General features: G+C 64.8%; 24 protein-coding genes and 1 pseudogene. 17 read left to right on the top strand and 8 right to left on the bottom strand.

The annotated features are described in order from the left end of the window. Position 1 precedes the first annotated feature (1 nt). The 9 genes from AC5P5V_RS06550 (at position 2) to AC5P5V_RS06510 (ending at position 10,552) form a co-directional block, all read left to right on the top strand. Positions 2 to 328 (top strand): hypothetical protein, encoded by a 327-nt coding sequence (locus AC5P5V_RS06550; RefSeq protein WP_134968102.1) that lies wholly within the window; start codon positions 2 to 4, stop codon positions 326 to 328. Further along, positions 325 to 786 (top strand): DUF1833 family protein, encoded by a 462-nt coding sequence (locus AC5P5V_RS06545; RefSeq protein WP_064239302.1) that lies wholly within the window; start codon positions 325 to 327, stop codon positions 784 to 786. Before AC5P5V_RS06550 ends, AC5P5V_RS06545 begins: the two co-directional genes overlap by 4 nt. Further along, positions 786 to 1,178, top strand: coding sequence for a hypothetical protein (locus tag AC5P5V_RS06540; protein ID WP_064239301.1), 393 nt, complete (start codon positions 786 to 788; stop codon positions 1,176 to 1,178). Before AC5P5V_RS06545 ends, AC5P5V_RS06540 begins: the two co-directional genes overlap by 1 nt. Then, positions 1,169 to 5,887 (top strand): host specificity factor TipJ family phage tail protein, encoded by a 4,719-nt coding sequence (locus AC5P5V_RS06535; RefSeq protein WP_495215835.1) that lies wholly within the window; start codon positions 1,169 to 1,171, stop codon positions 5,885 to 5,887. The genes AC5P5V_RS06540 and AC5P5V_RS06535 overlap by 10 nt, the downstream gene beginning before the upstream one ends. 69 nt (positions 5,888 to 5,956) lie before the next feature. Beyond that, positions 5,957 to 7,204, top strand: a complete 1,248-nt coding sequence (locus tag AC5P5V_RS06530; protein WP_495215834.1) for a hypothetical protein — start codon at positions 5,957 to 5,959, stop codon at positions 7,202 to 7,204. A gap of 2 nt (positions 7,205 to 7,206) precedes the next feature. Further along, positions 7,207 to 7,677 carry a hypothetical protein gene (locus AC5P5V_RS06525; protein WP_495215833.1) on the top strand — a complete coding sequence of 157 codons (471 nt, stop codon included), beginning with the start codon at positions 7,207 to 7,209 and terminating at the stop codon, positions 7,675 to 7,677. Between the two features lie 173 nt (positions 7,678 to 7,850). Further along, positions 7,851 to 8,669, top strand: a complete 819-nt coding sequence (locus tag AC5P5V_RS06520) for a DUF7946 domain-containing protein (RefSeq protein ID WP_445978271.1) — start codon at positions 7,851 to 7,853, stop codon at positions 8,667 to 8,669. 12 nt (positions 8,670 to 8,681) lie between these two features. Further along, the gene (locus tag AC5P5V_RS06515) at positions 8,682 to 9,614 is read left to right on the top strand and encodes an SOS response-associated peptidase family protein (RefSeq protein ID WP_495215832.1); all 933 of its coding nucleotides are present in this window, start codon (positions 8,682 to 8,684) and stop codon (positions 9,612 to 9,614) included. 497 nt (positions 9,615 to 10,111) lie between these two features. Then, on the top strand, positions 10,112 to 10,552 hold the full coding sequence (locus AC5P5V_RS06510; protein WP_445978269.1) for a hypothetical protein: 441 nt from the start codon (positions 10,112 to 10,114) through the stop codon (positions 10,550 to 10,552). Between the two features lie 69 nt (positions 10,553 to 10,621). Here AC5P5V_RS06510 and AC5P5V_RS06505 read toward each other — a convergent pair whose 3' ends face one another. After that, on the bottom strand, positions 10,622 to 11,872 hold the full coding sequence (locus AC5P5V_RS06505) for a Y-family DNA polymerase (RefSeq protein WP_495215831.1): 1,251 nt from the start codon (positions 11,870 to 11,872) through the stop codon (positions 10,622 to 10,624). Continuing rightward, entirely contained in the window at positions 11,856 to 12,338 is a 483-nt protein-coding gene (locus tag AC5P5V_RS06500; protein WP_125892313.1) for a LexA family protein, read from the bottom strand. The genes AC5P5V_RS06505 and AC5P5V_RS06500 overlap by 17 nt, the downstream gene beginning before the upstream one ends. A 175-nt stretch (positions 12,339 to 12,513) precedes the next feature. Between AC5P5V_RS06500 and AC5P5V_RS06495 the strand changes: the two genes are divergently transcribed. After that, on the top strand, positions 12,514 to 12,729 hold the full coding sequence (locus tag AC5P5V_RS06495; protein WP_495215830.1) for a hypothetical protein: 216 nt from the start codon (positions 12,514 to 12,516) through the stop codon (positions 12,727 to 12,729). Here AC5P5V_RS06495 and AC5P5V_RS06490 read toward each other — a convergent pair. From AC5P5V_RS06490 to AC5P5V_RS06480, 3 genes are all read right to left on the bottom strand, one after another. Continuing rightward, entirely contained in the window at positions 12,726 to 14,081 is a 1,356-nt protein-coding gene (locus AC5P5V_RS06490) for a hypothetical protein (RefSeq protein ID WP_495215829.1), read from the bottom strand. The two genes, AC5P5V_RS06495 and AC5P5V_RS06490, sit on opposite strands and share 4 nt — an antisense overlap. Before the next feature lie 843 nt (positions 14,082 to 14,924). Beyond that, a complete protein-coding gene (gene chrA, locus AC5P5V_RS06485; RefSeq protein WP_134968111.1) occupies positions 14,925 to 16,382 on the bottom strand; it encodes a chromate efflux transporter in 1,458 nt (485 codons plus the stop codon). Between the two features lie 34 nt (positions 16,383 to 16,416). After that, entirely contained in the window at positions 16,417 to 16,815 is a 399-nt protein-coding gene (locus tag AC5P5V_RS06480) for a DoxX family protein (protein ID WP_061478119.1), read from the bottom strand. A gap of 118 nt (positions 16,816 to 16,933) precedes the next feature. On the opposite strand from AC5P5V_RS06480, the gene AC5P5V_RS06475 reads away from it, so the two are divergent. Continuing rightward, positions 16,934 to 17,353: an H-NS histone family protein gene (locus tag AC5P5V_RS06475; protein ID WP_005419573.1), complete on the top strand. Its 420-nt coding sequence runs from the start codon at positions 16,934 to 16,936 to the stop codon at positions 17,351 to 17,353. Positions 17,354 to 17,402: 49 nt separating this feature from the next. Next, on the top strand, positions 17,403 to 17,810 hold the full coding sequence (locus AC5P5V_RS06470; RefSeq protein ID WP_134968112.1) for a hypothetical protein: 408 nt from the start codon (positions 17,403 to 17,405) through the stop codon (positions 17,808 to 17,810). A 23-nt stretch (positions 17,811 to 17,833) separates the two neighbouring features. On the opposite strand, the gene AC5P5V_RS06465 is transcribed toward AC5P5V_RS06470, so the two are convergent. Next, positions 17,834 to 18,475 (bottom strand): glutathione S-transferase family protein, encoded by a 642-nt coding sequence (locus AC5P5V_RS06465; RefSeq protein ID WP_134968113.1) that lies wholly within the window; start codon positions 18,473 to 18,475, stop codon positions 17,834 to 17,836. A gap of 467 nt (positions 18,476 to 18,942) precedes the next feature. On the opposite strand from AC5P5V_RS06465, the gene AC5P5V_RS06460 reads away from it, so the two are divergent. After that, on the top strand, positions 18,943 to 19,395 hold the full coding sequence (locus AC5P5V_RS06460) for a PA2169 family four-helix-bundle protein (protein ID WP_231352308.1): 453 nt from the start codon (positions 18,943 to 18,945) through the stop codon (positions 19,393 to 19,395). Positions 19,396 to 19,529: 134 nt separating this feature from the next. On the opposite strand, the gene AC5P5V_RS06455 is transcribed toward AC5P5V_RS06460, so the two are convergent. Next, complete coding sequence (locus AC5P5V_RS06455) at positions 19,530 to 22,880, bottom strand: autotransporter domain-containing protein (protein ID WP_134968114.1); 3,351 nt, start codon at positions 22,878 to 22,880, stop codon at positions 19,530 to 19,532. Positions 22,881 to 22,963: 83 nt separating this feature from the next. On the opposite strand from AC5P5V_RS06455, the gene AC5P5V_RS06450 reads away from it, so the two are divergent. The 3 genes from AC5P5V_RS06450 (at position 22,964) to AC5P5V_RS06440 (ending at position 23,935) form a co-directional block, all read left to right on the top strand. Next, positions 22,964 to 23,188 carry a hypothetical protein gene (locus AC5P5V_RS06450; RefSeq protein ID WP_231352307.1) on the top strand — a complete coding sequence of 75 codons (225 nt, stop codon included), beginning with the start codon at positions 22,964 to 22,966 and terminating at the stop codon, positions 23,186 to 23,188. Between the two features lie 91 nt (positions 23,189 to 23,279). Next, entirely contained in the window at positions 23,280 to 23,480 is a 201-nt protein-coding gene (locus tag AC5P5V_RS06445; protein ID WP_134968115.1) for a hypothetical protein, read from the top strand. A 104-nt stretch (positions 23,481 to 23,584) separates the two neighbouring features. Beyond that, positions 23,585 to 23,935 (top strand): VOC family protein, encoded by a 351-nt coding sequence (locus tag AC5P5V_RS06440; protein ID WP_061478112.1) that lies wholly within the window; start codon positions 23,585 to 23,587, stop codon positions 23,933 to 23,935. 97 nt (positions 23,936 to 24,032) lie between these two features. Here AC5P5V_RS06440 and AC5P5V_RS06435 read toward each other — a convergent pair whose 3' ends face one another. Next, positions 24,033 to 24,335: a KGG domain-containing protein gene (locus tag AC5P5V_RS06435; protein WP_134968116.1), complete on the bottom strand. Its 303-nt coding sequence runs from the start codon at positions 24,333 to 24,335 to the stop codon at positions 24,033 to 24,035. 180 nt (positions 24,336 to 24,515) lie between these two features. Between AC5P5V_RS06435 and AC5P5V_RS06430 the strand changes: the two are divergent. After that, positions 24,516 to 25,199 (top strand): annotated as a pseudogene (locus AC5P5V_RS06430) (S41 family peptidase); the annotation flags it as partial. Between the last annotated feature and the right edge of the window lie 21 nt (positions 25,200 to 25,220).

The following is a 25,220-nucleotide window of genomic DNA, read 5'->3' as shown; positions in this document are numbered from 1 at the left end:
CATGTTCGAAGGGCAAAAACGAACCTTCGACCCCTCAGTTCTGAGGACCGAAATGGAGCGCGGCGCGCCCAAGCAGCGCTTGGAGAACAGCCAGGTGCTGATCAAGCAGGCCATGACGCTCTACTTCGCCAGCATCGCGGACGTGAACACCTTCGATGCCTGGTACTTCGGCGAGATAAAGCGCATTGGGTGGTTCACCCTTGTGCACCCTTACACGGGGGAGGTGATCACCGCGCGCTTCGAGAATGGCGCCCTCGGCGATCTGGTACCCGAAGAGAAGCTGCCCGAGGACTACAGGATGGATGTGGTCGTGGAGTACATGAGATGAGCAGTTTCACTGAACGTAAGCAGCGCATGACCGACACCAGTGGGACGCTGCTGTTCCTGTCCATCACCTCGCCGTCGCTTCCGGGTCCGCTGCGCATCGTCAACGACACCCAGGACTGGGTAAGCCAGGGCATTCCCTACATGGGCGTGCCTTTTGGCTTCAAATTGCCCGATGACACCCGCGGTCAGTCCCCGCGTGCCCAGCTGGTGCTGGACAACGTCGGGCGCGGCATCTCCGAGGACCTGGAGGCGCTGGGGCCGAACGAGCTGATGATGGCGCGGCTGATGGTGTCGGACCGTGCAGACCCCAACCTGTACGAGCGGGATTACTACCTGCCGATCACCAGCGTGTCGGTGGCCGGCGCCACCGCCACCGCTCAGTGCGGTGTCGACTACCTGATGCGGCAGCAGGCCGTGCGCCTGCGCGCCAACCCGTTCACGCTACCGGGGATCTTCTGATGCGGCTGGCAGACGTAGAAGCCTTGGTGGGCGTGCCGTACTGCGAGCACACGTGCGATTGCGCCGATTTCGTGGTGCTGGTCCAACGGCAGCTGTTCGGGCGCGCCGTTCAGCTCCCCAACGGCCGCCCGAGAGGCGTGGTGGGCCAAGCCGCCATCGGCGAGCTGTCGAGGCCGTATGGGACCGCGGTGGCCGTGCCAACGGACGGTGACCTGGTGCTGATGGTCGAGCACGGGCAGAAGCGCGCCGGCCACGCCGGCGTCTACTTCCACCTGGCCCATGAGGGGTGGGTGCTGCATTCCAACGAAAAGAACGGCTGCAGCGTACTGCACCGCGTTCGTGACCTGCCGGAGTTCGGCTTGAGGATTGAGGGTTACTACAGATGGGCCTGATCAAGGACGCGCCGCTGATCATCACACCGCACCCGGTGACGCTGGAGGGCCAGCGCACCCTGGCGGCGCAGCTGCAAGAGGGGGAGCGGCTGGGTGGCTTCCTGGCACGCGTGGTGCCTGACTACTCCAGCGACCTGTGGGAGGTGCGCATCAATGGGGTGGTCGTGCCGCATGAGGTCATGGACCGCGTGCGCCCGAAGGACGGAACGGTGATCGAGGTTCGAGGCGTGGTCAAGAAGACCGCGCTGATGATCGTTGCGCTGATCGCCCTGACCGTTTTCACCATGGGTGTCGGTACGGCCATCGTGGCCGCCGGCTACAGCGCAGCCGTCGCCGGCCTGGCGCAGGGCGCGATCTACGCCGCAGGGGCGCTGCTGATCCAGAAAGTGCTGGGGCCCAAGCGGCCCAAGCCCAGCGCCAGCGATGCCAGCCCGGTGTACACCATCGGTGCGGCCCGGAATCAGCCGCGCCCGTACCAGCCCCTGCCGCTGCTGCTGGGCGGGCCATTGCGCATCGCACCGGACGTGGCCAGCAACCCCTACACCTGGTACGAGGCCGACGACCAGTACCTCGCCATGACCCTGACGGCGGGCATCAACGTGGGGCGTGTGGAGGCCCTGTACAACGGCGATGCGCTGCTGTCGTCATTCGAGGGCGTCACGGTGTGGCACAACGGCTTTTCCGAGATGCCCAGCGAGGCCATCCCGCTGTACAGCAATGCCGACACGATCAACGGCGGCGCGCTGGAGGCGGAGAAGGGCCAGGCCAGCCCGTGGGTGCAGCGCACCAGCAGCCCGAACACGATCCGCCTGAAGGTGGACGTGGACTTCATGCTGTTCGACACGACCAGCAAGGGCAAGCCGAAGGACAACCGGGAGACGATTGAGATCCAGTACCGCGCCGTCGGCATTGCCAACTGGAGCTTCTTCGGGTCCTATTCGATCGTCAGCCGGTCGCAGAAGCAGCAGCGCCGCAGCTACTCCCGAGACGTACCGGAGGGGCAGTACGAAGTGCGGGTCCGCATTGCCGGCCACAACACCGATGGCAGCGGCGCCACCAGCGACTTCACCTGGTCCACCCTGACCAGCATCCAGAAGGACACCGCCGACTACGCCGGTCTGGCCCGAATCGGCATCCGGATCAAGGCAACCGGGCAGCTCAACGGCCAGCCGGACGAGATCCGCTGCGTCGCCTACGCCGAGCCGGCACCGGTCTGGACGGAGGCGGGGTGGGCGACGAAGGAGACCAACAACCCGGGCGCACTGATCCTGGCCTATGCCCGCGGCTTCAGGGACGAGCACGGCAAGCTGATCGCCGGCATCGGCCTGGACGATGTCCAGATCGATATCGAGGCGCTGAAGGCCTTCATGCTGTTCTGCCAGGCCAACGGCTACGGCTACTCGAACTACATCAAGGATGTCCGCAACCACGACGACGTGCTCAACGCCGTCGCGCTGGCCGGGTTCGGCCAGATCACCTGGGCCGGCGGCCGCCTGTCGGTGGTGTGGGCCGGGTCGGAGCAGCCGCTGTCCGGCGTGGTCAACATGGCCACCATCAAGAAGGGGCAATTCCAGGTTGACTACACCCTGGCCAACGCCGCCGACGGGATCGAGTACAGCTACTACGACGCCACCGACTGGACGACCAAGACCCTGCGCGTGGCCGCGCCCGGCGTAACCACCATGCTCAACCCCGCCACTGTGGAGGGTGAGGGCATCACCAACGAGGCGCACGCCGCGCGGATGGCGCGCTACCACCTGGCGCAGTCCCTCTACCAGTACAAGGACATCACCTACAGCACAGACATCGAGCACCTGAGCTATCGTCGCCTGTCCCTGCTGGCCCTGCAGCACGACCTGACGCAGTGGGGCGCCGGCGGCCGGATCGTTTCGGCCACCGCGGCCAACGGCGTTGTCACGCTGCGGCTGGACGAGCCGGTCCAGGCACCGACCAACGGCAACGCCTGGATCGGCCTGCGCATTCCCGGCGAGCGGGTGTACCGCGTGTTCGGCGTGCAGCCGTTCACCGGCACCAGCGACACCATCCGCCTGACCGGTTCCTGGCCAGGCGATGCGCCGCTGCCCGGCGACACACCGGACAACCCGGCTCACGACACCATCTGGATCTACGACTTCAAGCAGACGCCGGGGTACCGGGTCCGTGTAGTTGGCATCGAGCCCGAGAGCGACCTGAAAGGCGCCAAGGTGTCCGTGGTACCCGAACCACCCGAGTTCTGGAACTACGTGCTCACCGGCGAATACGTCCCGCCGGTCAATACCAACCCCATCACCAGCCGCCCGATTGCCAGCGGCCTGGCCATCACTGAGCAGCAGGTGGTGCAGGGCGATACGGTGTTCACCGAGCTGACCGTCACCTTCGAGATCAGCGGCCCGGTCGGCAACATCGTGGTGCTGGCCGCCGGCAGCGACGGTGTGCTCTCCGAGGTGGCCCAGACCACCACCCGCACGGCCACCTGGCGCATTAGCCATGCGGATCAATACACCGTGGTGGTCCGACCGTTCAGCCCCGACGGCCGGGCCGGCGTTGCAGCGTCGGTGACCTACATCACGGCCGGTGCGGATGTCCCGCCGCGCCTGGTGGACTTCTTCGACGTGGACGAGCTGTCCGGCGGCGTGCGCATGTACACCTGGGGATTCCTGGCCAACAGCATCCAGTCGCCGGACTTTGCCGGCGTCGAGATCCGCTACATGCAGGGCGCGGTGCTGCGACCGGAATGGGAGCAGATGATCCCCATCGGGGGCAGCGGCTACCACGCAGTACCCTTCGAAGCCGTTGTCCCGGAGTCGGGCGACTGGACTTTCGCCTGCCGGAGTGTGAACACGTCGGGGGAGTTGTCCACCGAGGCTCGTGTCATCACCAAGAAGCTTGGCGCCAACCTCGGGCAGGTGATCGACAAGACCATTCAGGAACTGATCGACGCGCAGCAGCGCATTGACCGGGAGAAGATCGAGCGATTCAACGAGGACGCTCGTGTCGCGAGCGAGGCCGCGGCCGATGCCACGAAGAAGGCCAATGACGCGATGGCAGCAGCGATCGCGCATGCCGATGCCATCGGGGCAATCGTCGCGGATCTGACCGAGGCCGACGAATGGGAGGCCGGGAAGACCTACCCGGTGGGCGACTTCACCCGGCACGACGGAAAGCTGTACCGGGCGTTGCGAGAGAACACCGACGCCGAGCCGGGCACCGCCCCGGACGACTGGCAGCTGGTGGGCAACTTCTCTGGCGTGGGCGAGGCGTTGGCCGCGTCGATCGACATGGCCTACCAGAACGCTTCAGACCTGGCGGCCGAGGCCGGTCGCATCAACGCCATCGTGGCGCGTATGCCGGCCGGTGACGGCAAGGTGGCGTCGGTCGAGGCGGTAGACGCGGTCAGCGGCCGGGTGGAGGAAACCGAAGAGGGCCTGCGCGCGGTCGGAGACCGCACATCGTCGCTGGAAGCGCAGATGACGTACAAGCACGCTGGCGACCGCGACTGGAACGCCGGCGACCGGAACGTCTACGCAGGCGTGCGCACCTGGCAGTCGGTCATCGTCCAGGGTGATCGGGCGGTGGCCAAGACCGTCGATTCGCTCAACGTCGAGCTGGGCGACTTCAAGGCCAGTGCCACGAAGTCCATCGAGCTGATCGCAACCGAGCAGGCCAGTCAAGCCGAACAGATCGAGCACGTGGGCGCAGAGCTGGAGGGCAAGGCATCATCTGACTACGTGGAGCGCATTGATGCCCGCGTGGCCGTCACCGAGGACGGCATAGAGGCCGTCACCGGCCAGCTTGCGTCGGTGAAGGCGGAAGTGTCCGGCAAGGCCAGCGCCGAAGCGGTCCAGGGCATGGAGGCCCGTGTTGTGCAGAACGAGAACGGCCTGACCCAGGTGTTGGCGAGGGCGTTCCTGAACGTCATCGCCAACAGCGGCGGCGGACCGCTGATCGGTGGCATGGTCATCGACAACAATGGCCAGGTCATCAACACCCGTTTCGCCAGCAACACGTTCGAGGTCATCTCGCCCGGGGCCAGCGAGGGCATGGAGTGGCGCGACGGCTTCCTGCGCGTCTGGAAGGGGGCCGCCCAACGCATCATCGGCACCAACTTCGGCGCTGCCGGCGACAACCTTGTTGACTACTTCGGGCCGAACGTCGGCGCTGGGGCCGCGGCGAAGTCCAACGCGGTCATGTGGATGGACGCCAACGGCAGTGCCTACTTCGGTGGCCAGCTGTCGGCGGGCATCCTGCGCAACGCTTACCAGACGACGACCACGCAGACAGTCGGTGTGGAGCTGGTGAACGGGCCGTTCGCCACCAACGGCCGCGTTCGGAGTGTCACGGTCAGCTTTGCCCGTCGACATGTGCGGACGAAGACCACCTATGGCAGCGACGGCTTCGTCGCCGGCGCGGGCCAGAACACAGCGCGTGTGGAGGTCTATCGGCGGGTGGGTGAGGGCGCTGAGTCGTTGTGGCAGGTGCTGAACGTCACAGGGTCGGTGAATATCCTCAATGAAATGGACGGCCCCGACAGCGCGATTTCTAGCTGGGGCGGATCGTTCACCGTGAATGACACCAGCACCAGCGCGCAGACGATGACCTACCGGGCGGTGATTACCAGCTTCACCGAACAGGACGTGCGGCACGAGTCTGGCTCGTTCCAGCAGCAGTCCATCACGCAGAGCCTGTCGATCATCTCGGTCGAGAACTGAAACCGCACAAGGCGCGGGCCGGCATGTCCGGCCCGCTTTGCCGTGGGCGATCAACAGCAGAGAACACACATGCCGCAGAAACTCATCGATCAAACGACCATCCAGCCGGATGGCCGCCCAGGCGACGACGCATTCACCGCGTTTGCGACCTGCAACGACAACTTCGAGGACGCCGAACAGCGTCTTTCCGCGCTGGAAGGCGGGTCATCGAACATCGGCCAGGACGTGGCCAACCTGAAAACGGGCTTGCAGCAGGAGACGCAGCAGCGGGCCGATGCCGATGCCGCCCTCTCGCAGGCCATCACTGCAGAAGTGACCGCACGCCAGAACGCCGACACCGCGCTTGGTGCACGCTTCATCGGAAAGAACCTGCTTATCAATGGCGACTTCCGGTTTTGGCAACGAGCCACAACGTCTGCAGCGGCAGCTGCGCGTCGTTATGTGGCTGACCGTTGGGAAGTATGGAGCATCGGCACCACCACACAGGTTGACGCGATGGTGATCAATGATGGAAGCATTGACCCGCCTGCTCGCTCCGCGCATCGCGTAATCGTTAGCTCGGTAGCTGGTGCAGGTAACATTGGGTTTATGCGGCAGCACATTGAAGATGTGCGCACTGCGTCGGGGAAAACTGTCACTTCTTCCATTCGTCTGTATTCGCAATCAGCCAGCCAGATCGCAGTGAATGTCGCTCAGAATTTTGGCGTTGGTGGCAGCGCTGCTGTAAACACCACGGCGCAGAAATTCGACCTTGTGGCGGGTTGGCAAACTGTCACCGCTACATTCAATATCCCATCCGTTTCGGGGAAGACCATCGGCACATCTAGCTCTCTTATCTTGCAAATCTGGATGGATGCTGGTGCCGACTACAACACCACGACTGACTCGCTCGGACAGCGCAGCGGCACGTACTGGTTCGCAAATGCACAGCTGGAACTGGGATCGACGGCTACGGCATTTGAGTATCGGCCGGATGCGTTGGAGCTTGTGCTGTGTCAGCGCTTCTATGAAAAGAGCTACGACGTGGGTGTCCTTCCGGGTTCGGTTTCCGTCAACGGTCGCGTCAATCGCTTCTACGACAAGCAGGGTGCCGGCAGCACCGCCGACGTGCGGTTCACTGTCCGAAAGCGCGCATCGTCGGCAATTGCGATCTACAACGATCAAACCGGGCAGATCAACAGCATCTCCGCCGCCAATGGTGCGTCGGGTACGGTCAGTTCTGTGATCAACATTGGCGAAACCGGATGCCAAGTGAACTACGCACCGGCGAGTTCGTGGGGTGCTGCTTTCCACTACACGGCAGATGCGGAGATTTAATCATGTATCAACTCACTGAAGAACCCAATGTAATTCGCTGCGTCGAAACCGGCGCGTTCATTCCGCGCGGCCACTACCTGTGGCCCACCGAGTGGTTGGAGAACAACACACCGCTGCCAGCGTCACCCCCTGGCCCGGGCTTCGAGCTGCACACACCCGCGCACTACCGCTACATCCGTGACCAGGCGTTCGCGTGGATGCGCGCCGAAGCGGTAGAGCGTGGCTACGACAGCATCGAGTCGTGCGCCAGCTACTACAACAGCAGCGTGGCCCGATACCGCGCGGAGGCGCGGGCGATGGTGGCCTGGCGCGATGCTGTGAACCAGGCGCTGGAGCAGCTGGTGCTGAATCCGCCGGAAGGGATCGACACCTGGGACGAGGTGCGCGCGCTGCTACCGCAGCCGGAGACGTTCGCCTGGCCTGAGAAGGCGGAGCTGCCGCTGGATGGACTGGATCAGCAGCCTCTGGCTTGACCATCACACTGACACAACCCGGTTTGGGGCAACACTGGCAGTCGTCCTAGCCTGCCGTTCAGTTTCTGGTTAGCATCTGTCCATCACGTCGTTTGGAGTGCAGTCCGAAGTTCGGCTGCGCTCGCCACACATGGTGTGGGGACGGGCTATCTACATGGACAGGGGGATGACCTATGGATGATCAGGGACAAGACATTGCGGTAGTTCCAATCCGGTATGACGGCGGCGACGCCGCGAATCACCAGATTGAGCTGAATGTACTCGGCGAATCCTTGCAGGGTATGGCGCGCATCTTGGCGGTAACCGGGAATTTTGCTGCAACCGGAGAATATGCAAAGCAGTACCAGGCCATGAACGTAAAGGTCTTGGTCAAAGAGCCTCGGGCGAACTGCTATACACTTGACGCCGTAATCCAGTTTGCCCAGCAGCAACAGCTATTTAGCGGCGTAGCGGGCCCCCTCATTGGGGGACTTGTTGGATGGATCTTCAGCCGGGCGAGTGGGAAGAAAGAAGAAATGAAGATGCTCAAAGACGCCTTGGACAAGGTCCTGGCTATGCAGAGCAGCAATCAGGACAGGTTGCACGCCACTTTGGACAAGATGGCGGATTCGCTGCGTCCTGCAGTTCGCCAGGCTGTTGCCCCGGTCGGCAGAACGTGCACTACGATGACCGTAGGCGGTGGCATGTATGTTGTCGATGAGGCAACGGCCGATGCCATTCGTGCAGGTGGGGAGCTCGAAGTAGGCCTCGAGCGTGTATGGGAGCTCTGGATCTCTGAACTTGATCGCGAGAACAGCACTGCGAAGGTGCGGCTTGTGGACGATGACTCCAAGCGTATTAAGGCGAAGATCACCGATCCCCTTGGCGCAACCATTCCGAGCCCTTACGCAGCCGCGCTGGCTGCTGGTAGCGTGATCAAAGTGAAGGGCAAAGCTGTGATGAAGGATGGCGAGATCGACTGCTTGTACATCAGCGACCTGGTTCTCGGCTGAGTATTCATCAATATGTGCTATTCCGCTCAGATCACCGCTGCCTATCAGAAGTTGGTGAGGATGACCGGCGCCACCCTGTCGCTGCAGGAGTTCGCTGCTCTCTACGCACACGACCCGGGCAAGAAGCGGCCCAAGACGCCGAAGGCCATGGATGACGCCTTCCGGGTCGGCGCGAGCCCGGCAGAGCTTGCGGTGTGGGCCGAGGTCGAGCAATGGAATAGGGCCGAGGCCACCATCTTGGAGCAGGAGCTGTTCGCCAACCGCAAGCGGCTGGCCGACGCTGAGCGCGCGCTGCAGGTGAAGGAGACGAAGAAGGCTCGGGAGGATGTGCGGATCGCCGGCAACAAGATCGAGCGGGCCAAGGCGCGGCTGGCGGATCTACAGCGCGTTGATCCGAAGGACCGCGACAGCCGCATCTTTCCCGGCGTCTACGCTCCGGTGATCGTCTCCGAGGGCGGGAAGCTGGTCATCAAGCCGATGCGCTACCAGTGCCGCTTGGCCGGGAAGCCGGCCAACTACGACCAGCGCTTCCCCGGCACCTACAACGCCCGCCGAGACAGTCTGGAGAAGTTCTGGGCGCCGGCATTCGGCCACACCCACGGCCTGATGGTGGTCGACACCTTCTACGAGAACGTCGAGGGCCCGGACGGGAAGAACCAGGTGGTGCAGTTCACCCCGCGCACGGGCGAGCCGATGCTGGTAGCGTGCCTGTGGTCGCACTGGAAGGACCCGGCCGGCAAAGAGCCGGATCTGCTGTCGTTCGCTGCCATCACCGACGACCCCGAGCCCGAGGTGGCCGCCGCCGGCCACGACCGGACCATCATCAACATCAAGCCCGAGCACGTCGAAGCTTGGCTCAACCCGGATCCGGCCAACCTGGCCGCGCTCTACAGGATCTTCGACGACAAGCGGCACCCGTTCTATGAGCACCGGATCGCTGCCTGAGTTGCACTAGTGATTGGCATCCGGTGACGCGAAGCCACTGTCATGTGAAGCTGTCATCGTTCCGTTTTCGCGGTGCGTTGTGCCACCGCCATTACACGATTTGGGCTTGACTGCGCAACCCGTTCCGGCAGGTCTGAAGCGTCCTATTGGAAGGGTACCGGGCGCCGATGGCAGAAGCCTTGTGGCACAAGGGGTTGCCGAATTTCACTACATTTGGCGTTGACGGACCCCATTGCCCCCACTATCTTGCGGGCTGTCGGACGTCAGCACGCCTTGAAGCGGTTTACAAGGTACTGATCCGGCAAAAAAAGATGGCCCGAGGTCCCGACCAAGAGATCCTCAGGCCACCTACGTCACTAACCGCAGTACATGTACTACGGCAACTCACATTCACCGTTACCAGCGGTGTCTGTAAGGCAGTTAGGATTCCCTAACGGCTGTCGGCGATCATAGCGTCTTGCTAGCGAACGTCAACTTGCTGTGGTTCATGCTCTGCATTGAGCGAGATCACCACCATGAAGAATGGTAAGCAGGTTGTACCCGTTTTTCCCCGTCCGATGCTCGGCAAGATGCTGAATGTTGACGGCGTTTCCTTCACGTTCCCGACCGTAAAGCTGCTCAATGCAGCAAATTTGCCTGACGCATCTTTCCCCGAGGCCTGGAGCAAGGCAGCTCCGGTAGCGATTGTCGTTGACGGTGTCCGTTGCTTCACTCCAACCGAACTCGGCCGCCGGCGTGGCATCTCAGCCCAGAAGTTCAACAAGCTGCTGGAAGGACGTGGTCTGCAGACGAAGCGCGATGGCCAGTGGTGCATGACTCCAGCTGGCGAAGCCTTCGGGGTTCTCCTGCAGGTCCACAAGAAGCAGCTCTCCGGCACTGACGTGCAGCAGCTGAAGTGGAAGGAGAGCGTTCTGTCTCAGCTGGACCATCTGACCTGATGTGCACAGCTGCGGCCGCTACTCGGCGGCCGCAGCCTTCACTCCATGCGACGGTCTGCAATTGGAGCATCAGCATCGCGCCGGCGGGATCTCGTGCACAGATGTCGTGTAGTTCGGAGAGAGCATGTGCTGCCGCATGCCCCACGCCGGCCGCGGCTGCCAACCAGATGCGCCAAGGCCAGCCGTGCCGCGCCCGAACTTCTGGTTGATACGGTCCATGGTGGCCATCAGCGTGTCATTACCGACCACCGTCGGCCCGAACATATCCGCCTGCAGCTCATCCGGCCGGGCGAGGTCGAGCAGCGCCACGCCTGCCTTCTTGTACCCGATGCCTTCGCGTAGCAGGCCGTGCAGCAGTCGGCGGACCACGCCCAGCACGACCATGGAGTCGGCGGTAGCGGCCGGCAGGCTCACTGACCTAGTTGCGTTGTGCTGCCGCAGCTCGGGGCGGAATGCGTCCGAATGGGCGAACACCCAGACGCCGGCGGCAACCAAGCCACGCGCGCGCAGCTTCTCGCATGCTCTGATGGCGAACGTAGCCAGCGCCTGAGCTACAGCATCGTGGTCTTCAATCCGATCCGCGAAGGACCGGCTCACCATGATCTGCTGCCGATCCGGCTCAACTTCCTCCAGCTCCATGCACGGATGTCCCTGCAGCTCACGCTGGGTGCGTGCCAACGTGACACCGAAGGTGGCCAGGATGTCGTCCGCCGGCGCGTCGCGTAGTGCCGCGGCGGTGCTGATGCCCATGGATTCCAACCGCGGTGCTAGCCGGCGCCCGACGCCCCATAGATCACCGACGGGGAATGTCTGCAGCACCGTGTCCCGGTAGGCCACATTGCCGAGGTCGATTACACCGTCAGCACCCTTGGCCACCTTGTTGGCCAACTTGGCCAGGGTCTTCGTGGGGCCAATGCCGATGCAATTCGGTATGCCGGTCCACCGGTGCACACGTTGGCGTAGATCCCGGGCGAACCGCTCGCGATCCCGAATTCCGTCCAGGTCGATGAAGCTCTCATCAATGCTGTAGACCTCCACCCGCGGCGCGGCCTCCCGCAGAACGCTCACGACCCGGGCGCTCATGTCTCCATAAAGCCCGAAGTTGGCCGAGCGCATCTGCAGGCCATGCCGGCGCACCAGGTGCTTCAGTTCGTGAGCGGGCTGGCCCATCTTGATCCCGAGCGCCTTGGCCTCGGCCGAGCGCGCGATCGCGCAGCCGTCGTTGTTGCTCAGCACCACCAGCGGAACGCCGCGAAGGCCCGGCTGGAACACGCGCTCGCAGCTGGCGTAGAAGTTGTTGCCGTCAACGAGCCCGAACACGGCCGCTCCGGCGTTTGATCTGGCGGACAACTCCCACGACGGCGAACACTTCCACCTCGGTGGATTGCTCCAGCACGATGGGCGGGAAGTCCGGATTGGCCGAGTGCAGCTCCATGTGGCTTTCAAACAGCTGCAGCACCTTGCAAGTGGGCTGGTTCCCGTCCCAGATGGCGATGACCAGGTCCCCCGCCTGGGGAGATACCGACCGATCGACCACCAAGATATCCCCGTCGCTGACGCCGGCGCCGCTCATGGACCAGCCATCGGCGCGGTAGAGGAACGTGGCGGCGGGGTTGCGCACCAACAGGCGATGCAGGTCGATCGCATCGTCCATGAAGTCGTCGGCCGGCGAAGGGAAACCAAGCCGCGCGCGCGCCGCGGCAAGGGGCACGAACTGCGCCGGGCCATCGATCATGGCCGGGCCGATGGGGCGTGCCAGCGTATGGGAGTGGGGAAGGGACTGCATGGGCGTACTCTGGTAGCGGCATGTCTCACGGGTCGAGACGGGGCGCATGTTAGTACAATTACTAATTTCTGGCCGTGATCGTCGCCTTCGGATTCCTGAACGCGTTCCGCACAGAGAAGACCCAGGTGCCGCGGCAGTCGCGAACCGCGCGACGCTCAGCGGGCATCCTGCAGCAATGGCGAACTGGCAAAAGAATCCGGCCTCACTGGAGGCCAAGGCTGCGGCCAAGCTGCAGCAGGCGTCGGACCTCGAACGAGATACCTCTGGAAGTTGGCGTCGCCGCGCGCGCCGCCGGGAGAGCGCGCAACGTCTGCGCGCTGCGGCCAGCAGTCATCAACGCGCCGCAGGCCGCCTGGTAGGCCTGGATCTGCCCGAGGACCTGCCGTTCTAGCGGCTCAGGCCTTTGCGCATCGGCACCACCGTCGCACCGGCGCCGGTAAGCAATTCGTACAGGGCCTCCACCGCAGCGCGCTTCTCCGCGTCGTACTCGAAGAAGTTGTAATGCCGCTTCTGGACGCCACTCAGGCCGTGGGACTGCAGGTGACCCCGGACTTCTTCCGACAGGCCCAGCGCAGCGAGCCGAGTCTCCACCGTGCGCCGTAGATCGCCCGGCGTGAACGGCGATGTCAGCTCGCCTGCGGCCACCATGCTGGCCACCACCGGATCCATGATTCCTCGGAACTCGTCGTAGGTGGCCGGCGCCTTCCCGGCGGTGAGCGAGAACAGGTGCGGCCTGGCGCCGTCGCCGCCGCCTTCACTGTCATCATCGCCGCGCAAGACGGCGAGATCCGCAGCCATCAGCGGAAGCAGTGGCACCAGGTGCACACGAGGCACGCGGCGACGCCCCTTGATGTCGAGCAAGCGGACGGATCCGGTGCCGGTGTCCGTGTCGTGATCGTGATCAGACCACTTCAGCCGCATCAGCTGTGCAATGCGCTGCCCGCCGGTCAGCAGGTGGAAGCGCACCAGAGCACCCTCCCTCCCGGGCATCGCCTCGATCCGGCGCCAGTAGGCACGAAGCTCGGCCACCGACAGAACCCGGTCGCGCGGCTGCCCGCTGTCGAGCGTGGCCAGATCGCGCGCCGGGTTTCTGGATACGTTGAGCACGCGCAGAGCGTCGGGGGCTGCCGCATCCTGCTTCGCTGCGATCGCGGCTGCATACGCCGCCCGCAGATACGACCGGATCTTGCCGCCCTCGCGCAGCTTCTTGGCGCGCACCAGTCGCGACAGGATCGGAAGCAGGTCATCCAGCTCAAGCTCGGACGCCGGGCGCGCCCAGAGGGCCGGCCACGGATCCTCGATGTGGCGCTTGATGGAAGCGCGCGTCGCGGCGGCGGAGACCTTGCCAGCGTCCTCCAAGCTCTGGACGTAGGCTGTCATCAGAGCGCCAAGCGTTGCACCAGATCGGCGTGTCGATTCGGCCAGGGCCTCAGCCTTCGCGCGGTCCGCGGCCGCTGCCTCGGCTGCGATCGCGTCGCGCAGATCCCGTTCGCCGGCCTGATACCGCCGTGACAACGCCGCCGCCGCTTCGCGTGCCGCGGTCAGCGCCAGGCCGGTGCCGATCAGCAGACGGTCGCGCTGCCCGTTGGACTTCGTGTACCTGTAGTAGAACCGCAGCTGCCCGCCGGCCAGCTTGCGCACGTCCAGGCAGCCCGCGCCGCGCGGTGCCGGATCTGAGGCCCATTCGCCGGCCGGCAGTGCGGCCAGTCCCTTCGCTGTAAGCATTCCCTTTGATGCGCCCATTGGTGACCGCTCGGTGACCGTTTGTCCATGGAAAGAGGTGGACGATGATGGGCGTATGTGGTCGCACAACCTGAGAAAATCAACGACTTAGCTTAAAGCCGGGACGCCTGTGGAAGGTTGTGGAAGCCCTATAGAGGCCTCATAATCCCTTGGTTCCAGGTTCGAATCCTGGTGGGCCCACCATCGAATCAGGCACTTGGAATTATCTGCAGTGTCTTTTCGTCGAGCCAGCGCAACCCGGTGGCATGCACAAAGCTCCGCCGCCTGAGCGAGCGTCATCAGCTTGTCAGCCTGATCCATCAGCGCTTCCCCTTCGTTGGTCACAGCGGCTCAAGCGGGCAAGAGCCTCTTCCACCCGCGCAGACCTCGGTGCAACAGATGGAGTGTTGGAGCCAACACGCCCACGCATGGCCCAGTGGCTGGCATTGTGAATAGCCCTATACAGTTCACTCTTCTCACAGAGCTGCTTGCCCATGAAGTTCCTAGGGACAAGGCCGAGATCAGGAGCGTTCTTCCGGAACTGGCCGGACGACAGCCGCAATAGTGCGCGGCCTCGTCAACAGTGAGCCACTCCTTGCCTGAAATATGAAACGAAGGACCGCCAACCGCTGGCGGAGAGCTTTGATCTCGTCCTGCAGGGAAATGTCGGGTTCAGAGGTATCCATTTAGATCTTCGCCAGCGTGTCCCGACCACCCCGCCGCAGTACGGGCTGTGCCGGAACCCAGGAGATCGGCGAACGGGATTTCAGGGACAGTCACGTCGCCTCCACCGGACGTTCGCCGGGCTGTGCGCCAGTGGCCTACGCCCCTGTGCGGCCCATGGTGCTCCACGCGCACGCTCACTCACCAGTTCCGCATCAGGTACACAGCCAAACCCAGCAGCGCGCAGCAGGCCAATACCTGGATGACACCCCGTTTGAAACGGAACAGGGCCACGACGGCGAACAGCGTGAGCAGCGCCGATGGCCAATCGAACGGGCCGACAAACCCCTGCGGCCAGAACACGTGGTAGCCAAAAAACAGGGCCAGGTTGAGGATCACGCCGACCACGGCGGCGGTGATGGCCGTCAACGGCGCGGTGAACTTCAGTTCGTTGTGCGTCGATTCCACCAGCGGGCCACCCGCGAGAATGAGCAGGAAAGAGGGCAGGAAGGTGAACCAGGTGACCACGCTGGCAGCCACCGCGCCAGCCAGGAATGCCTGACCAGTACCCACTGCATCAGCGGCATGCCCACCGACGAAGCCGACAAAGGCCACCACCATGATCAGCGGCCCCGGCGTGGTCTCGCCCAAGGCCAGGCCGTCAATCATCTGCGTGGGTGTCACCCAGCCGTAGTGGACCACCGCGCCCTGGTAGACATAGGGCAGCACCGCATAGGCGCCGCCAAAGGTCAGCACTGCGGCCTTGGTGAAGAACCAGCCCATCTGGGTCAACGTGCCTTCCCAACCAAACAGCGCGGTCAACACGCCCATGGGCAACGCCCATAGCGCCGCGCCTGTGGCCGCCAGCACGATCAGGCGCCGCCAGCGAAAGCGCGCATGCGCCGGCGCAGGGGTATCGTCGTCGATCAGCGCAGGTCCGAACGTCTGCCGCGGGGCACGTTGGTCACCATCGGCGCCGAACATCCGTGGGGCGAATCGTCCGCCGCAATAACCGATCAGCGCAGCACCCAGTACGATCAGCGGGAAGGGCAGACCGAAGGCGAAAATGGCCAGAAACGAGGCAGCGGCGATCACCTGCAACCAAGCATTCTTCAGCACGCGCGTGCCGATGCGATAGGCGGCATGCACCACGATGGCCGTGACGGCCGGCTTGATCCCGTAGAACAACCCGGCCACCACGGGCATTTCACCGAACGTCACATAGAGCCATGACAGCCCGATCAGGATGAGCAGCGAGGGCAGCACGAACAGCATCCCGGCAACCACCCCGCCCCAGGTACGGTGCATCAGCCAGCCAATGTAAGTGGCGAGTTGCTGGGCTTCCGGCCCGGGCAACAACATGCAGTAGTTCAGTGCATGCAGGAAGCGCCGTTCGGAAATCCAGCGCCGACGCTCGACCAGCTCCTGGTGCATGATCGAAATCTGACCGGCGGGACCGCCAAAACTGATGAAGCCGAGCTTCAGCCAGAAGGCAACGGCCTCCCGGAAGCTGACCGATCGCGGTGGCTGCAGCGGATCCTGCGTGTCCTGCACTGTGTGCTTCACGTTGAGACGATTCCCTGACGAGGTTGGCCAGCCGTCAGCAATGACAGAAGTCGCGGTCAGCCGTTGATCGTCCTGGTCCAGTGCCTCCCGCATCCGGCGAGGGTACTCTCGCTGCCCTGGTCTGGCGTTACAGCTGCGTGCGCCGCCCGCGCCCATCGATGCTGTAGCGTCCCGCCCCGGTGCAGGCCAGCAGCAGGAAGCCGCCGGCGAGGCCCAGGTTCTTCAGGAACATGATCTGCTGGGTCTGATCGGCGAAGTTGTGGTGGAAGATGAAAGCGGTGACCAGGCTGAAGCCTGCGAGCACGACCGCCACCAGCCGGGTCTGGAAGCCGAGCAGGATGCACAGGCCGCTGCCGATTTCGAACGCGATGGTCGGCCAGAGCAGGATGCCGGGTACTCCCATCGCCTCCATGTAGCCCTGGGTACCGCTGAGATCGCCGAGCTTGCCCAGCCCGGAGACCAGGAACAGGGCCATCAGCAGGATGCGTGCAAGCAGGTAGGCGAGCGAATGCGATGAAGTGCTCACGTCGATGTCCTCGGATATGGCCGACGCAGGCGATCGGAGCCCACCGGCGGTGAAGCCCGTGTCTACGCGCCGGGCCAGGCGCCTTGACAGCTGCCGCGCTGCAGTAGACCTTTCCCGCATGACGATCGATATTGAATCGCTCAGCCTTCGCGAGCTGGGTGCCCTGGTGGTTGCCGCTGAACAGCGGAAACAGCTCATTTCCAGCCGCCGTCCGGCCAGTGCGGTGCGGCGGATGCTGAAGGCCGCCGCCGCCGAAGCCGGCTACACCCTCGAAGAACTCTTCGGCGGCCAAGCCTCGGAAACACCTGCGCCCGCCCGCAAACCCGCCCGCCGTAAATCCGGCAAAGTCGCGCCCAAGTATCGCGACCCGGAATACAAGCGCCTGACCTGGACCGGTCGCGGGCGCATGCCGCGCTGGTTGGCGTCCAAGGTGTCGATGGGCCACAAGGTCACCGATTTCCTGATTCCTGGCTTGGCCAGGCCGACCGCTGGCAAGACCAGCACCATCGGCAAGCGGACCGTCATCAAGAAGGGATGACGCTGCAGCACTGCTACCCTGCCCGGGTCTTTCAACCAAGGAACACGGGATGGCACACGCGAGTGGCATGACGATCACGCCGAAAGTCCTGCACACAGCCGCAGGCGCGGCCGTGCTGGTCAGCCTGTTGGCCTGGGCGGTGGAATGGAGCGGGATGGCCTATGTCTGCCCGTACTGCCGCGTGCAGCGCACGGTCATCGGCGTGCTCGGCCTGCTGACGCTGTTCGCGCGCCCGGGGAGCCTCATCGTGCCCTGGTTGTCGTACACAGCGGGTGGCTTCGCCTTCGTGGTCGCAGCGATGCAGCACTTCAACGGTTGGAAACGCATTTCCGCAGGCGACTTCAGTTTCAATGAGCAGTGGTACATCGACCCTTGGCTGTTGTCGGGCTGCGCGATGCTGATCCTGGTGGCGCAGCTGATGCTGGTGCAGGCCGCCTGCCGGCGCAGCTTGCGCTGAGTGTTTCCACGCATGGCGTGGAACTACCCGTTCTGGAATACCGCCAGCTGCGCGGCGAAGGCGCGCTGGTAGGCGGGCCGCTGCGTCGCGCGGGCCACATAGGCGGCCACCGTCGGATACTCGTCGAGCAGCCCGCTGCTCTTCAGGCGCAGCAGCACCGAGACCATCATCAGGTCGCCCACGCTGAAATCGCCGTCCAGCCACGGCGCCTTGGTCAGCCATGTCGACAGTTGCGCCAGTCGCGCCCGAACCCGCTCATCCAGCATCGGCAGCCGCTGTGCGTACCACGGCCGCTCGCGCTTCAGCACCCAGGCCATGGAGCGCTCGACGATGGGTGGTTCCACCGTGTTCAGCGCAGCGAACACCCACATGATCGCGCGCATGCGGGCGTCCGGATCGCGCAGCAGCAGGCCGGGGTGCTGTTCGGCCAGGTGCAGGACGATGGCGCCGGATTCGAACAGGGTCCGGTCGCCCTCCTGCCAGGTGGGAATCTGCCCGAACGGATTCCGTGCCAGGTGCGCGGGCTGCTTCATTTCGGTGAAGGTGAGCAGTTGTACGTCATAGGCTACGGCCAGTTCCTCCAGTGCCCAGCGCACGCGCATGTCACGGGCCAGGCCCTGGCCGCGGTCGGGGGAGGTGGCGAAGGCGGTGAGGATGGGAGGCATGGGAGCAGTCCGCGGTCAAGGATGGCTTTGATGATCTGACGAGCGAGTGCGCCGTAAATCGACATGCGGGCGGTGCCCTGCACGTTGCCTGCACGTGTTCTGCACGCACGCACTGTCCTGGATACATCAGTCTGCCGGGGTCATCCGCAGAGACAGGTAACAGGCATGAATACCCCCGGAAAACCGAAGCCCAGTTGGCGCCAGAGAAACGTGCTGATGGGAGCACTCGTTGCGGTCCTGGTGATCGTGCTGATCATCCTCTTTGTTCCTTGGTGACCCTGCCCAGGATCGCTCGATGTGATCCACGCGCCACCGCCGCGTGAAAAAGTCAGTGCGGGTTGGGTGAAGTGATGTACGTATCAATCGTTGCTCACCTGCGAACCACACAAGTGTGTCCAGAGTGGATCCACAGGCAGCGCGGTCGAGGCTGCTTTTCTCCCCCGAAACGACGATACAGGAGCAACGCCATGAGCACCCAGTCCACCATCGAACATCGTCTCAACGACCTGATCGAGATCGCCCGTGACGGCAAGTCGTTCTATGAAGAAGCGGCGACCAAGGTGAAGGATGCCGAGCTGTCGGCCCTGTTCACCCGCATCGCCGGCGTCAAGGGCCGCATCGTCGCGGCGCTGAGTGGTTCGGTGGCTGCCAGCGGCGGCAAGCCGGCCGAGCATGGCACCGTGGTGGGTTCGATGCAGCAGTTCTATGGGAAGGTGCGTGCAGCCTTCGGTGACACCAACTATGGCTATGTGGCCGAGCTGGAAGAATCGGAGGACCGCCTGCTGGGCGCGTTCAAGGACGTGCTGAAGGACAACGAGCTGCCGCCGGCGGTACGCCAGGAAGTCACCCAGCTGTTGCCGGAAGTGCAGGGGTGCCACAACGTGATGCGCGCGCGCAAGCATGCGATGAAGGCGGCCTGACGATCAGCGGCGTCCCACTCCCCAGGGACGCCGCGGCCGGGGCGGCACCGCTGCCCCGGCCACCCTTGCCGGTGTGCTGCTAGAAGGGGGCGGCCATCAGGCCGCCCCGATGCTTCAAGCGCACATTTTCGGAATCAGAACCGCACCGACCAGCGCACATTCGCACTGTGGTCGCGGCTTTCACTGCCGTACTGGCCGCTGTAGCCCAGTTCCAGCTGCTGGCGCTCGGTCAGCCAGGCCGACAGACCCAGTTCGGCCACCACCGCGTTGTCGGCGATCGGCGCGCCGTTGACCGCAAACGTCGTGCTTCCGTTGGCGAAGGCCAGGTTGGCGACCTGGCTGCGATCACCGGAAGCGCGGCGATAGCCGACGCCACCGCGCAGGTGCAGCCAGCTGTCCTGCTGGAACGAAGCCTTCAGTCCCTTGTCGAAGCGCAGGCCGGCAGTGGCAATCGTGGTTCCGGTATCGTCCACCTTGCCCTGCAGTGCCGCTGCTCCACCGCGTTCGTTGACGCGCTTGAGGTCCACTTCCACGCGTGCGACCTGCAGGTAGGGCTCCAGCCCGGCTTCCGGGCCACCGAAGCGGTAGCCGGCTTCGATGAAGGCTTGGCGGGTGCGGGCGTCGTAGCGCGCGCTCAGGCTGTCGCTGAAGCCTGCGAAGGCGACATCACGCGTGCTCTTCACCTCGTGCCTGCTCCACGCCACACCACCGCGCAGGCCGAAACCGCCCCAGTTGTGGCTGGCGTAGGCACCGAAGTGCGTGTTGTCGATCTTCGACTTGGCACGACGCTCCTGCTGCTTCACGTCGGTGCGGCCCGTACCGGCCAGCACGCCGACCTGCCAGCCGGAGAACTCGCGGTCGATGCCGACCAGCAGGCCGTTGCTGTTGGCTTCGGTGCGGGCAGTGTTGACGTCACCGTCCAGCTTGCTGTTGCCACCGATGGCCTGCACCCATGCACCCGTCGCGTCACCCACGTCGCTACCGGGCGCGGCGGCGCCGGCACGGCGTGACAACGCGGCATCGCGCACGTAGCGGCTGCCCTCGACCAGGGCGATGGCCGTGGCCGGATGCAGCTCGCCGCTGAGGCCATCGAGCACGCCTCCAACCTGCTGCGGGAACAGCTGGGTCAGTGGTTTGGGCAGGCCCTGGGCGATCGGCAGCAGGTCGGCGGCGGCCGCCACGGCACGCTGGTTGGGCGTGTGCGCGGCGGTGGTCAGTGAAGCGCCACGGGCGACGTCGATGCGCGTGCCGTTGGTGCCGTAGGCCAGGCTGAACTGCAGGAACGGGGAGAACGCGCTGAAGTCGGTCTTGGCGAACTGGCCGTTGACGCCTCCGTCGGCACGCAGGAAGTTGAACTGCTCGCCGAGGTAGTACACGCCCGGCTCCGGCAGCGCGACCAGCGTGCCGCCAAGGGTGGCGGTGCCGGTCACGTGCAACTGGTCACTGCGGCCACCCGGGGCCAGCTCGGCGGCATAGACGCCGGTGGCACCCTGCACGTAGTTGCCGTTGATGGTCAGCGTGCCGATCGAGTTGCCCGGCGCGATGATGCCGTCCACGCGGGTATTGCCGAGCGTGCCGACGCCCTTCAGCAGGCCGTTGGCGCCGACCGTGGTGGTGCCGCCGGTCTGCGTGCCGTTGAAGGACACCACGCCGCCGTTGATCACCAGGTTGCTGTTGTTCAACACGCCGCTGGCGCTGACCGTGCTCACGCCACCGGTAGTGGTCAGTGCGGTGGAGACCAGGCTGCCGTTGAGCAGCAACTGGCCGCCCTTTACTTCGACCGCCGAGGCAAGCGTGTTGGCGCCGTTCAATTCCAGCGTACCGTCCTGCAGTACCGCGCCGTTGAAGCTGTTGTTGCCGCTCAGGCGCAGCCAGCCGATACCGGATTTGGTCAGCTTGCCAGGGCCACCGATGTCGTTGGTCCAGTTGTCCCAGGCATCGCCTTCCCAGACTTTCAGGCCGCCGGCCTTCTGGTTCATCACCACGTTGGTGTCCACGCGCAGCGAGCCGTAGCCCTCGATGGCCTTCTTCAGGTCCACCATGCCCCAGCCGTAGATCGGATCGATGCCTGCTGCACCGAGGTCGCGTGCGGTGGTCAGCAGCACGTCGCGCACCTGCGCGTTGTCCAGATAGGGGAAGCGCTCCATCAGCAGGCCGAGCGCGCCGGTGATGTGTGGCGCCGCCATCGACGTGCCGGTCTTGGTGCCATAGACGTACTGGGTGTTCTCGCTGTCGATGATCAGCCGCACATAGGCGGAGGTGTTCTCGACGCGGCCCTGGATATCGCCGGACACGATGGTGCTGACGATGTCGGTGCCGGGTGCCGAGATGCACCAGTTGGCGGCAACGCCGCAGATGCTGGAACTGCCATCGATCACATAGTCGGTTTCGCCCGCAGCGGCGTTGGGTCGGCGGACGTTGGCGACCGCGAGCCAGTACGGTTCCAGTTCGGGCTTCCAGCGCGGCATGGCGGCCGTGATTCCGGCGACGGCGCCGCTGCCGTTGCCAGCCGACCACACCTGGATGAGGGTGGAGCCCGGGGTATCGCCATTGCTGGCGTAGATGCTGCCGTACACGCCGTAGTCGGCACCGATGTTGGCGTACTGCTGGTCCAGCGCGGCGGCGGTCATGTTGCGCGTGGAGATGCCCCAGCTGTGGTTGATGGCACGCACGCCCTGCGCCTGGATCTGTGCATACATATCCAGCGTGGCGGCGTCATCCGGATCGGTGCGGTACACCGCGCGCGGGCGATAGTAGTTGTCCGGATCCAGGCGCCACTCATAGTAGGTGTCGCCGAACACGCGGGCGGCGGTGAGATCCGCACCAAAGGCCACGCCATGCATGCCGGTGCCATTGCGGTTGGCGCCGATGGTGCCAAGCACATGCGTTCCGTGGTCGGCGTAGCTGAAGCCATAGGGCTGGCCGGCCGCGATGAGGCGTGCCGCGAGTGCGGCCGGAACGCCGGCACCGAGGCCGTAGTAGTTGTAGCCGGGCTGTTCGCCGCGTGTCTGCCCGCAGGCACCGGTCCCCGCGACCACACCCGGCGTCGCGCAGTCGGCACCGATGGTGATGCTGGAGGTATTGCGTCCTGCAAACTCCGGATGCGCCAGCGCGGAGCCCGAATCGAACAGCGCCAGGCGTACGCCCTTGCCGGTCAGGCCGCGTGCATAGGCGTAGTCCGCGCCCATCGCAGCCAGGCCCCAATCGGCGTTGAATTCATCGCTGCGCCAGCTGGCCGGATCGCCCGGGTTGCCAAGAACGGCGGTGCTGCTGGCGGCAGGTGCAGCGGCCGTCGCTGCGGGTGCAGCGTTGGCAGCAGGCTGCGCCCATGCAGCCTGCATCTGGCGCTGCTGCTGCCAGGCCTCGAGTGATTCGCTGGCCATGGCTGGCAGTGTGGTGGCCAGCAGCAGCGAGCTGGCGACGGCAAGCGCCAGCGGGCGGTGCGACAGGGAGCGGGACGAACGGCCGTACAGCGGGTGATTCATCGGACAACTTCCTTGGTTGACGGACAACAAGGCCGTTAACGGCAAGGCAAGGCGACATCCCCCAGTGATGTGAAGAAAATTTTATGAACGCGTTAATTTTCTGTGACGGGCATCTGCGGCGGCTCCGCCGGGCAGCGCACCGTGACTCTCTTTCGAGGTGCTGGAGCCGTCTTGCCGGGGCCGGTGGCGGGTCCGATGCGCTGCCGGACAACCCGCCGGACGAGCGCGGCAATTCGCCGATCCTGCCGTGGCGCAACATTGATGAGCTGGCCGGGCAGCTGCGTGTGCTGGGGTTGCTGCACCGCTGAGTCGAGCGGCATCGGCCTTCACCCAGCGTCCCGTGTGCAGCGCTAAGGTGGCCCGGCCTGGGCTCACCAGGTTTATCAAGGAGCGATGTCGATGCGTACTTTCGGGAAAGTGATCGCCGGTGTTGTGTTCGCGTTGGCCTGCAGCGGCTCGGTGGCCGTGGCCGGACCGGTCCAGCCCTGCGATCTACCCTGCTGGAAGGGTTACCAGGCATGTGTGTCCGGTGGTGGTGATGCCATGGAATGCCAGTACGAATACGATCGATGTGTCATGGAGCGCTGCGGCGCGGTGTAAGCCCAGCCATGCTCGGCTGAAGACGGGCCCCGTCCGTGACGGGGCTCTTCTGTTCGTGCGCAAGGTCGGGCAGTCTCGACACATTCTTCCTGGCGGAGTGGAACATGGCCGTCAAGCGTGTCGTCGCCAACATCGCCACGCCCGATCCCTCACGTGCCGCGGCGTTCTATGGCGAGCTGCTCGGCATGCCGGTGGTGATGGACCATGGCTGGATCGTCACCCACGGCGGGCAGGGCAGTGCGCTGGCGCAGGTCAGCTTCGCCAGTGAAGGAGGCTCAGGCACGCCGGTGCCGGACCTGTCGATCGAAGTGGACAATCTGCAGGACGTGCTCCAGCGCATGCGCGCGGCCGGCATCGCGCTGGAATATGGCCCGGCCGACGAACCCTGGGGCGTTCGGCGCTTCTTCGTCCGCGATCCGTTCGGTCGGCTGTTGAACATCCTCGCCCACGCCTGACGGTGCGCGCGGGACGATGACCGTCTACCGGCGTGCTGGCCCTGCTCGCGGCATCCGGGCTGCTCCGGCAGCACAGGCGCGCCTGAACGCGCCGCGGTCAGCCCTGCTGGCGTTGTGGACCGTCCCCCGTTGGCGTCGCTTCGGCCGCTTGCCGCTGCTGCCGTGCATTGGCGTGGCGAGCGTGCCCGCCTTCGCGGCCGATCGCTGCCATGTGCTGTCGGTTGCGGCTGATCGCCTCGCCGCCCTTGCGGCCGGCCACGCGTGCCTCGGCCGGGCTGAACTCATGTGCATTGCCGGACGCATGCGCGGCGCGTCCTCCCTTTGCGGCGATCGCGCGCTGCTTGTCCTGGTCCATCGAGGCGAAGCCACGATGGGAAGTGCCGTGGTGCTGGTCGGCCATGGGAAGGCTCCCGTTGCATGGAAGGGAAGCTCATCCTTGCCGGTTCCCGGCTAACGGAGTGTCCGCACCGGTGCGGCTGCCTTCACGCCGCACCGTACTGCTTTTCACGGCGCAGGTACGCCGCTGCGCGCATCGCCCTGCGTGGCTAGGACGAACTGCACCCTTCACCCAGGCCGGCGTGATGGGTTCGTCCACGTTGAACGCGTGGATGCAGCGGCCGGCCAGGACGACTGGTTGATGGCCTGGCGCGCCGATGCCCGCAGCAATGGTGCCGGCGTGCGCGAGGTGCGGGTGATGGAGGGCAACATTGGCTACCTGCGACTGAGTACCTTCTATCCGCTGGATCTGGCGCGCCCGAAGTTCGCTGCGGCCCTCACCCTGCTGGCCGACACCGATGGCCTGGTGCTGGATCTGCGCCAGAACGGGGGCGGCGACGATGCAAGTGCCGACCTGCTGGTACGCACGCTGCCGGACGCGAAGATCGACGCGGTGCAGCAGCTGGACCAGCGCGGCCGGCGCACGCCGGCACCGCTGCCGCCTGCCAGCCTGCCTGCGTACCTGAAACCGCTGGTGGTGCTGATCGATCGCCGCACCGCTTCGGCGGCCGAATTCGTCGCCTATTCGCTGCAGGCACTGGGCCGCGCGCGGATTGTCGGCACGCGCAGTGGCGGTGCCGCGCATATGTTTGGTGATCCTGTGCTGCTGCCCGATGGCTATCAGATCAGTATTCCCGACCGGCAACCCATCAATCTGCGCACCGGTGGAAACTGGGAACGTACTGGCGTGAGGCCTGATGTGGCCGGCGGCGACGATCCGCTGTTCATCGCGCGGCAACTGCTGGCGCCTGCGAAGTCGTCAAGATGAACGCACGATTGCATGGCTGTC

The sequence above is a fragment of the Stenotrophomonas sp. YJH_SMC_130 genome, assembly GCF_059369035.1.
This window is presented reverse-complemented; position numbering and strand designations above follow the sequence as displayed.

Excerpts from the sequence above, each read along its gene's own strand:
- AC5P5V_RS06550 (WP_134968102.1), top strand. The coding sequence starts at position 2 with ATGTTCGAAGGGCAAAAACGAACCTTCGACCCCTCAGTTCTGAGGACC.
- AC5P5V_RS06545 (WP_064239302.1), top strand. The coding sequence starts at position 325 with ATGAGCAGTTTCACTGAACGTAAGCAGCGCATGACCGACACCAGTGGG.
- AC5P5V_RS06540 (WP_064239301.1), top strand. The coding sequence starts at position 786 with ATGCGGCTGGCAGACGTAGAAGCCTTGGTGGGCGTGCCGTACTGCGAG.
- AC5P5V_RS06535 (WP_495215835.1), top strand. The coding sequence starts at position 1,169 with ATGGGCCTGATCAAGGACGCGCCGCTGATCATCACACCGCACCCGGTG.
- AC5P5V_RS06530 (WP_495215834.1), top strand. The coding sequence starts at position 5,957 with ATGCCGCAGAAACTCATCGATCAAACGACCATCCAGCCGGATGGCCGC.
- AC5P5V_RS06525 (WP_495215833.1), top strand. The coding sequence starts at position 7,207 with ATGTATCAACTCACTGAAGAACCCAATGTAATTCGCTGCGTCGAAACC.
- AC5P5V_RS06520 (WP_445978271.1), top strand. The coding sequence starts at position 7,851 with ATGGATGATCAGGGACAAGACATTGCGGTAGTTCCAATCCGGTATGAC.
- AC5P5V_RS06515 (WP_495215832.1), top strand. The coding sequence starts at position 8,682 with ATGTGCTATTCCGCTCAGATCACCGCTGCCTATCAGAAGTTGGTGAGG.
- AC5P5V_RS06500 (WP_125892313.1), bottom strand. The coding sequence starts at position 12,338 with ATGCAGTCCCTTCCCCACTCCCATACGCTGGCACGCCCCATCGGCCCG.
- AC5P5V_RS06495 (WP_495215830.1), top strand. The coding sequence starts at position 12,514 with ATGGCGAACTGGCAAAAGAATCCGGCCTCACTGGAGGCCAAGGCTGCG.
- AC5P5V_RS06490 (WP_495215829.1), bottom strand. The coding sequence starts at position 14,081 with ATGGGCGCATCAAAGGGAATGCTTACAGCGAAGGGACTGGCCGCACTG.
- chrA (WP_134968111.1), bottom strand. The coding sequence starts at position 16,382 with ATGCGGGAGGCACTGGACCAGGACGATCAACGGCTGACCGCGACTTCT.
- AC5P5V_RS06475 (WP_005419573.1), top strand. The coding sequence starts at position 16,934 with ATGACGATCGATATTGAATCGCTCAGCCTTCGCGAGCTGGGTGCCCTG.
- AC5P5V_RS06470 (WP_134968112.1), top strand. The coding sequence starts at position 17,403 with ATGGCACACGCGAGTGGCATGACGATCACGCCGAAAGTCCTGCACACA.
- AC5P5V_RS06465 (WP_134968113.1), bottom strand. The coding sequence starts at position 18,475 with ATGCCTCCCATCCTCACCGCCTTCGCCACCTCCCCCGACCGCGGCCAG.
- AC5P5V_RS06460 (WP_231352308.1), top strand. The coding sequence starts at position 18,943 with ATGAGCACCCAGTCCACCATCGAACATCGTCTCAACGACCTGATCGAG.
- AC5P5V_RS06455 (WP_134968114.1), bottom strand. The coding sequence starts at position 22,880 with ATGAATCACCCGCTGTACGGCCGTTCGTCCCGCTCCCTGTCGCACCGC.
- AC5P5V_RS06450 (WP_231352307.1), top strand. The coding sequence starts at position 22,964 with ATGAACGCGTTAATTTTCTGTGACGGGCATCTGCGGCGGCTCCGCCGG.
- AC5P5V_RS06445 (WP_134968115.1), top strand. The coding sequence starts at position 23,280 with ATGCGTACTTTCGGGAAAGTGATCGCCGGTGTTGTGTTCGCGTTGGCC.
- AC5P5V_RS06440 (WP_061478112.1), top strand. The coding sequence starts at position 23,585 with ATGGCCGTCAAGCGTGTCGTCGCCAACATCGCCACGCCCGATCCCTCA.
- AC5P5V_RS06435 (WP_134968116.1), bottom strand. The coding sequence starts at position 24,335 with ATGGCCGACCAGCACCACGGCACTTCCCATCGTGGCTTCGCCTCGATG.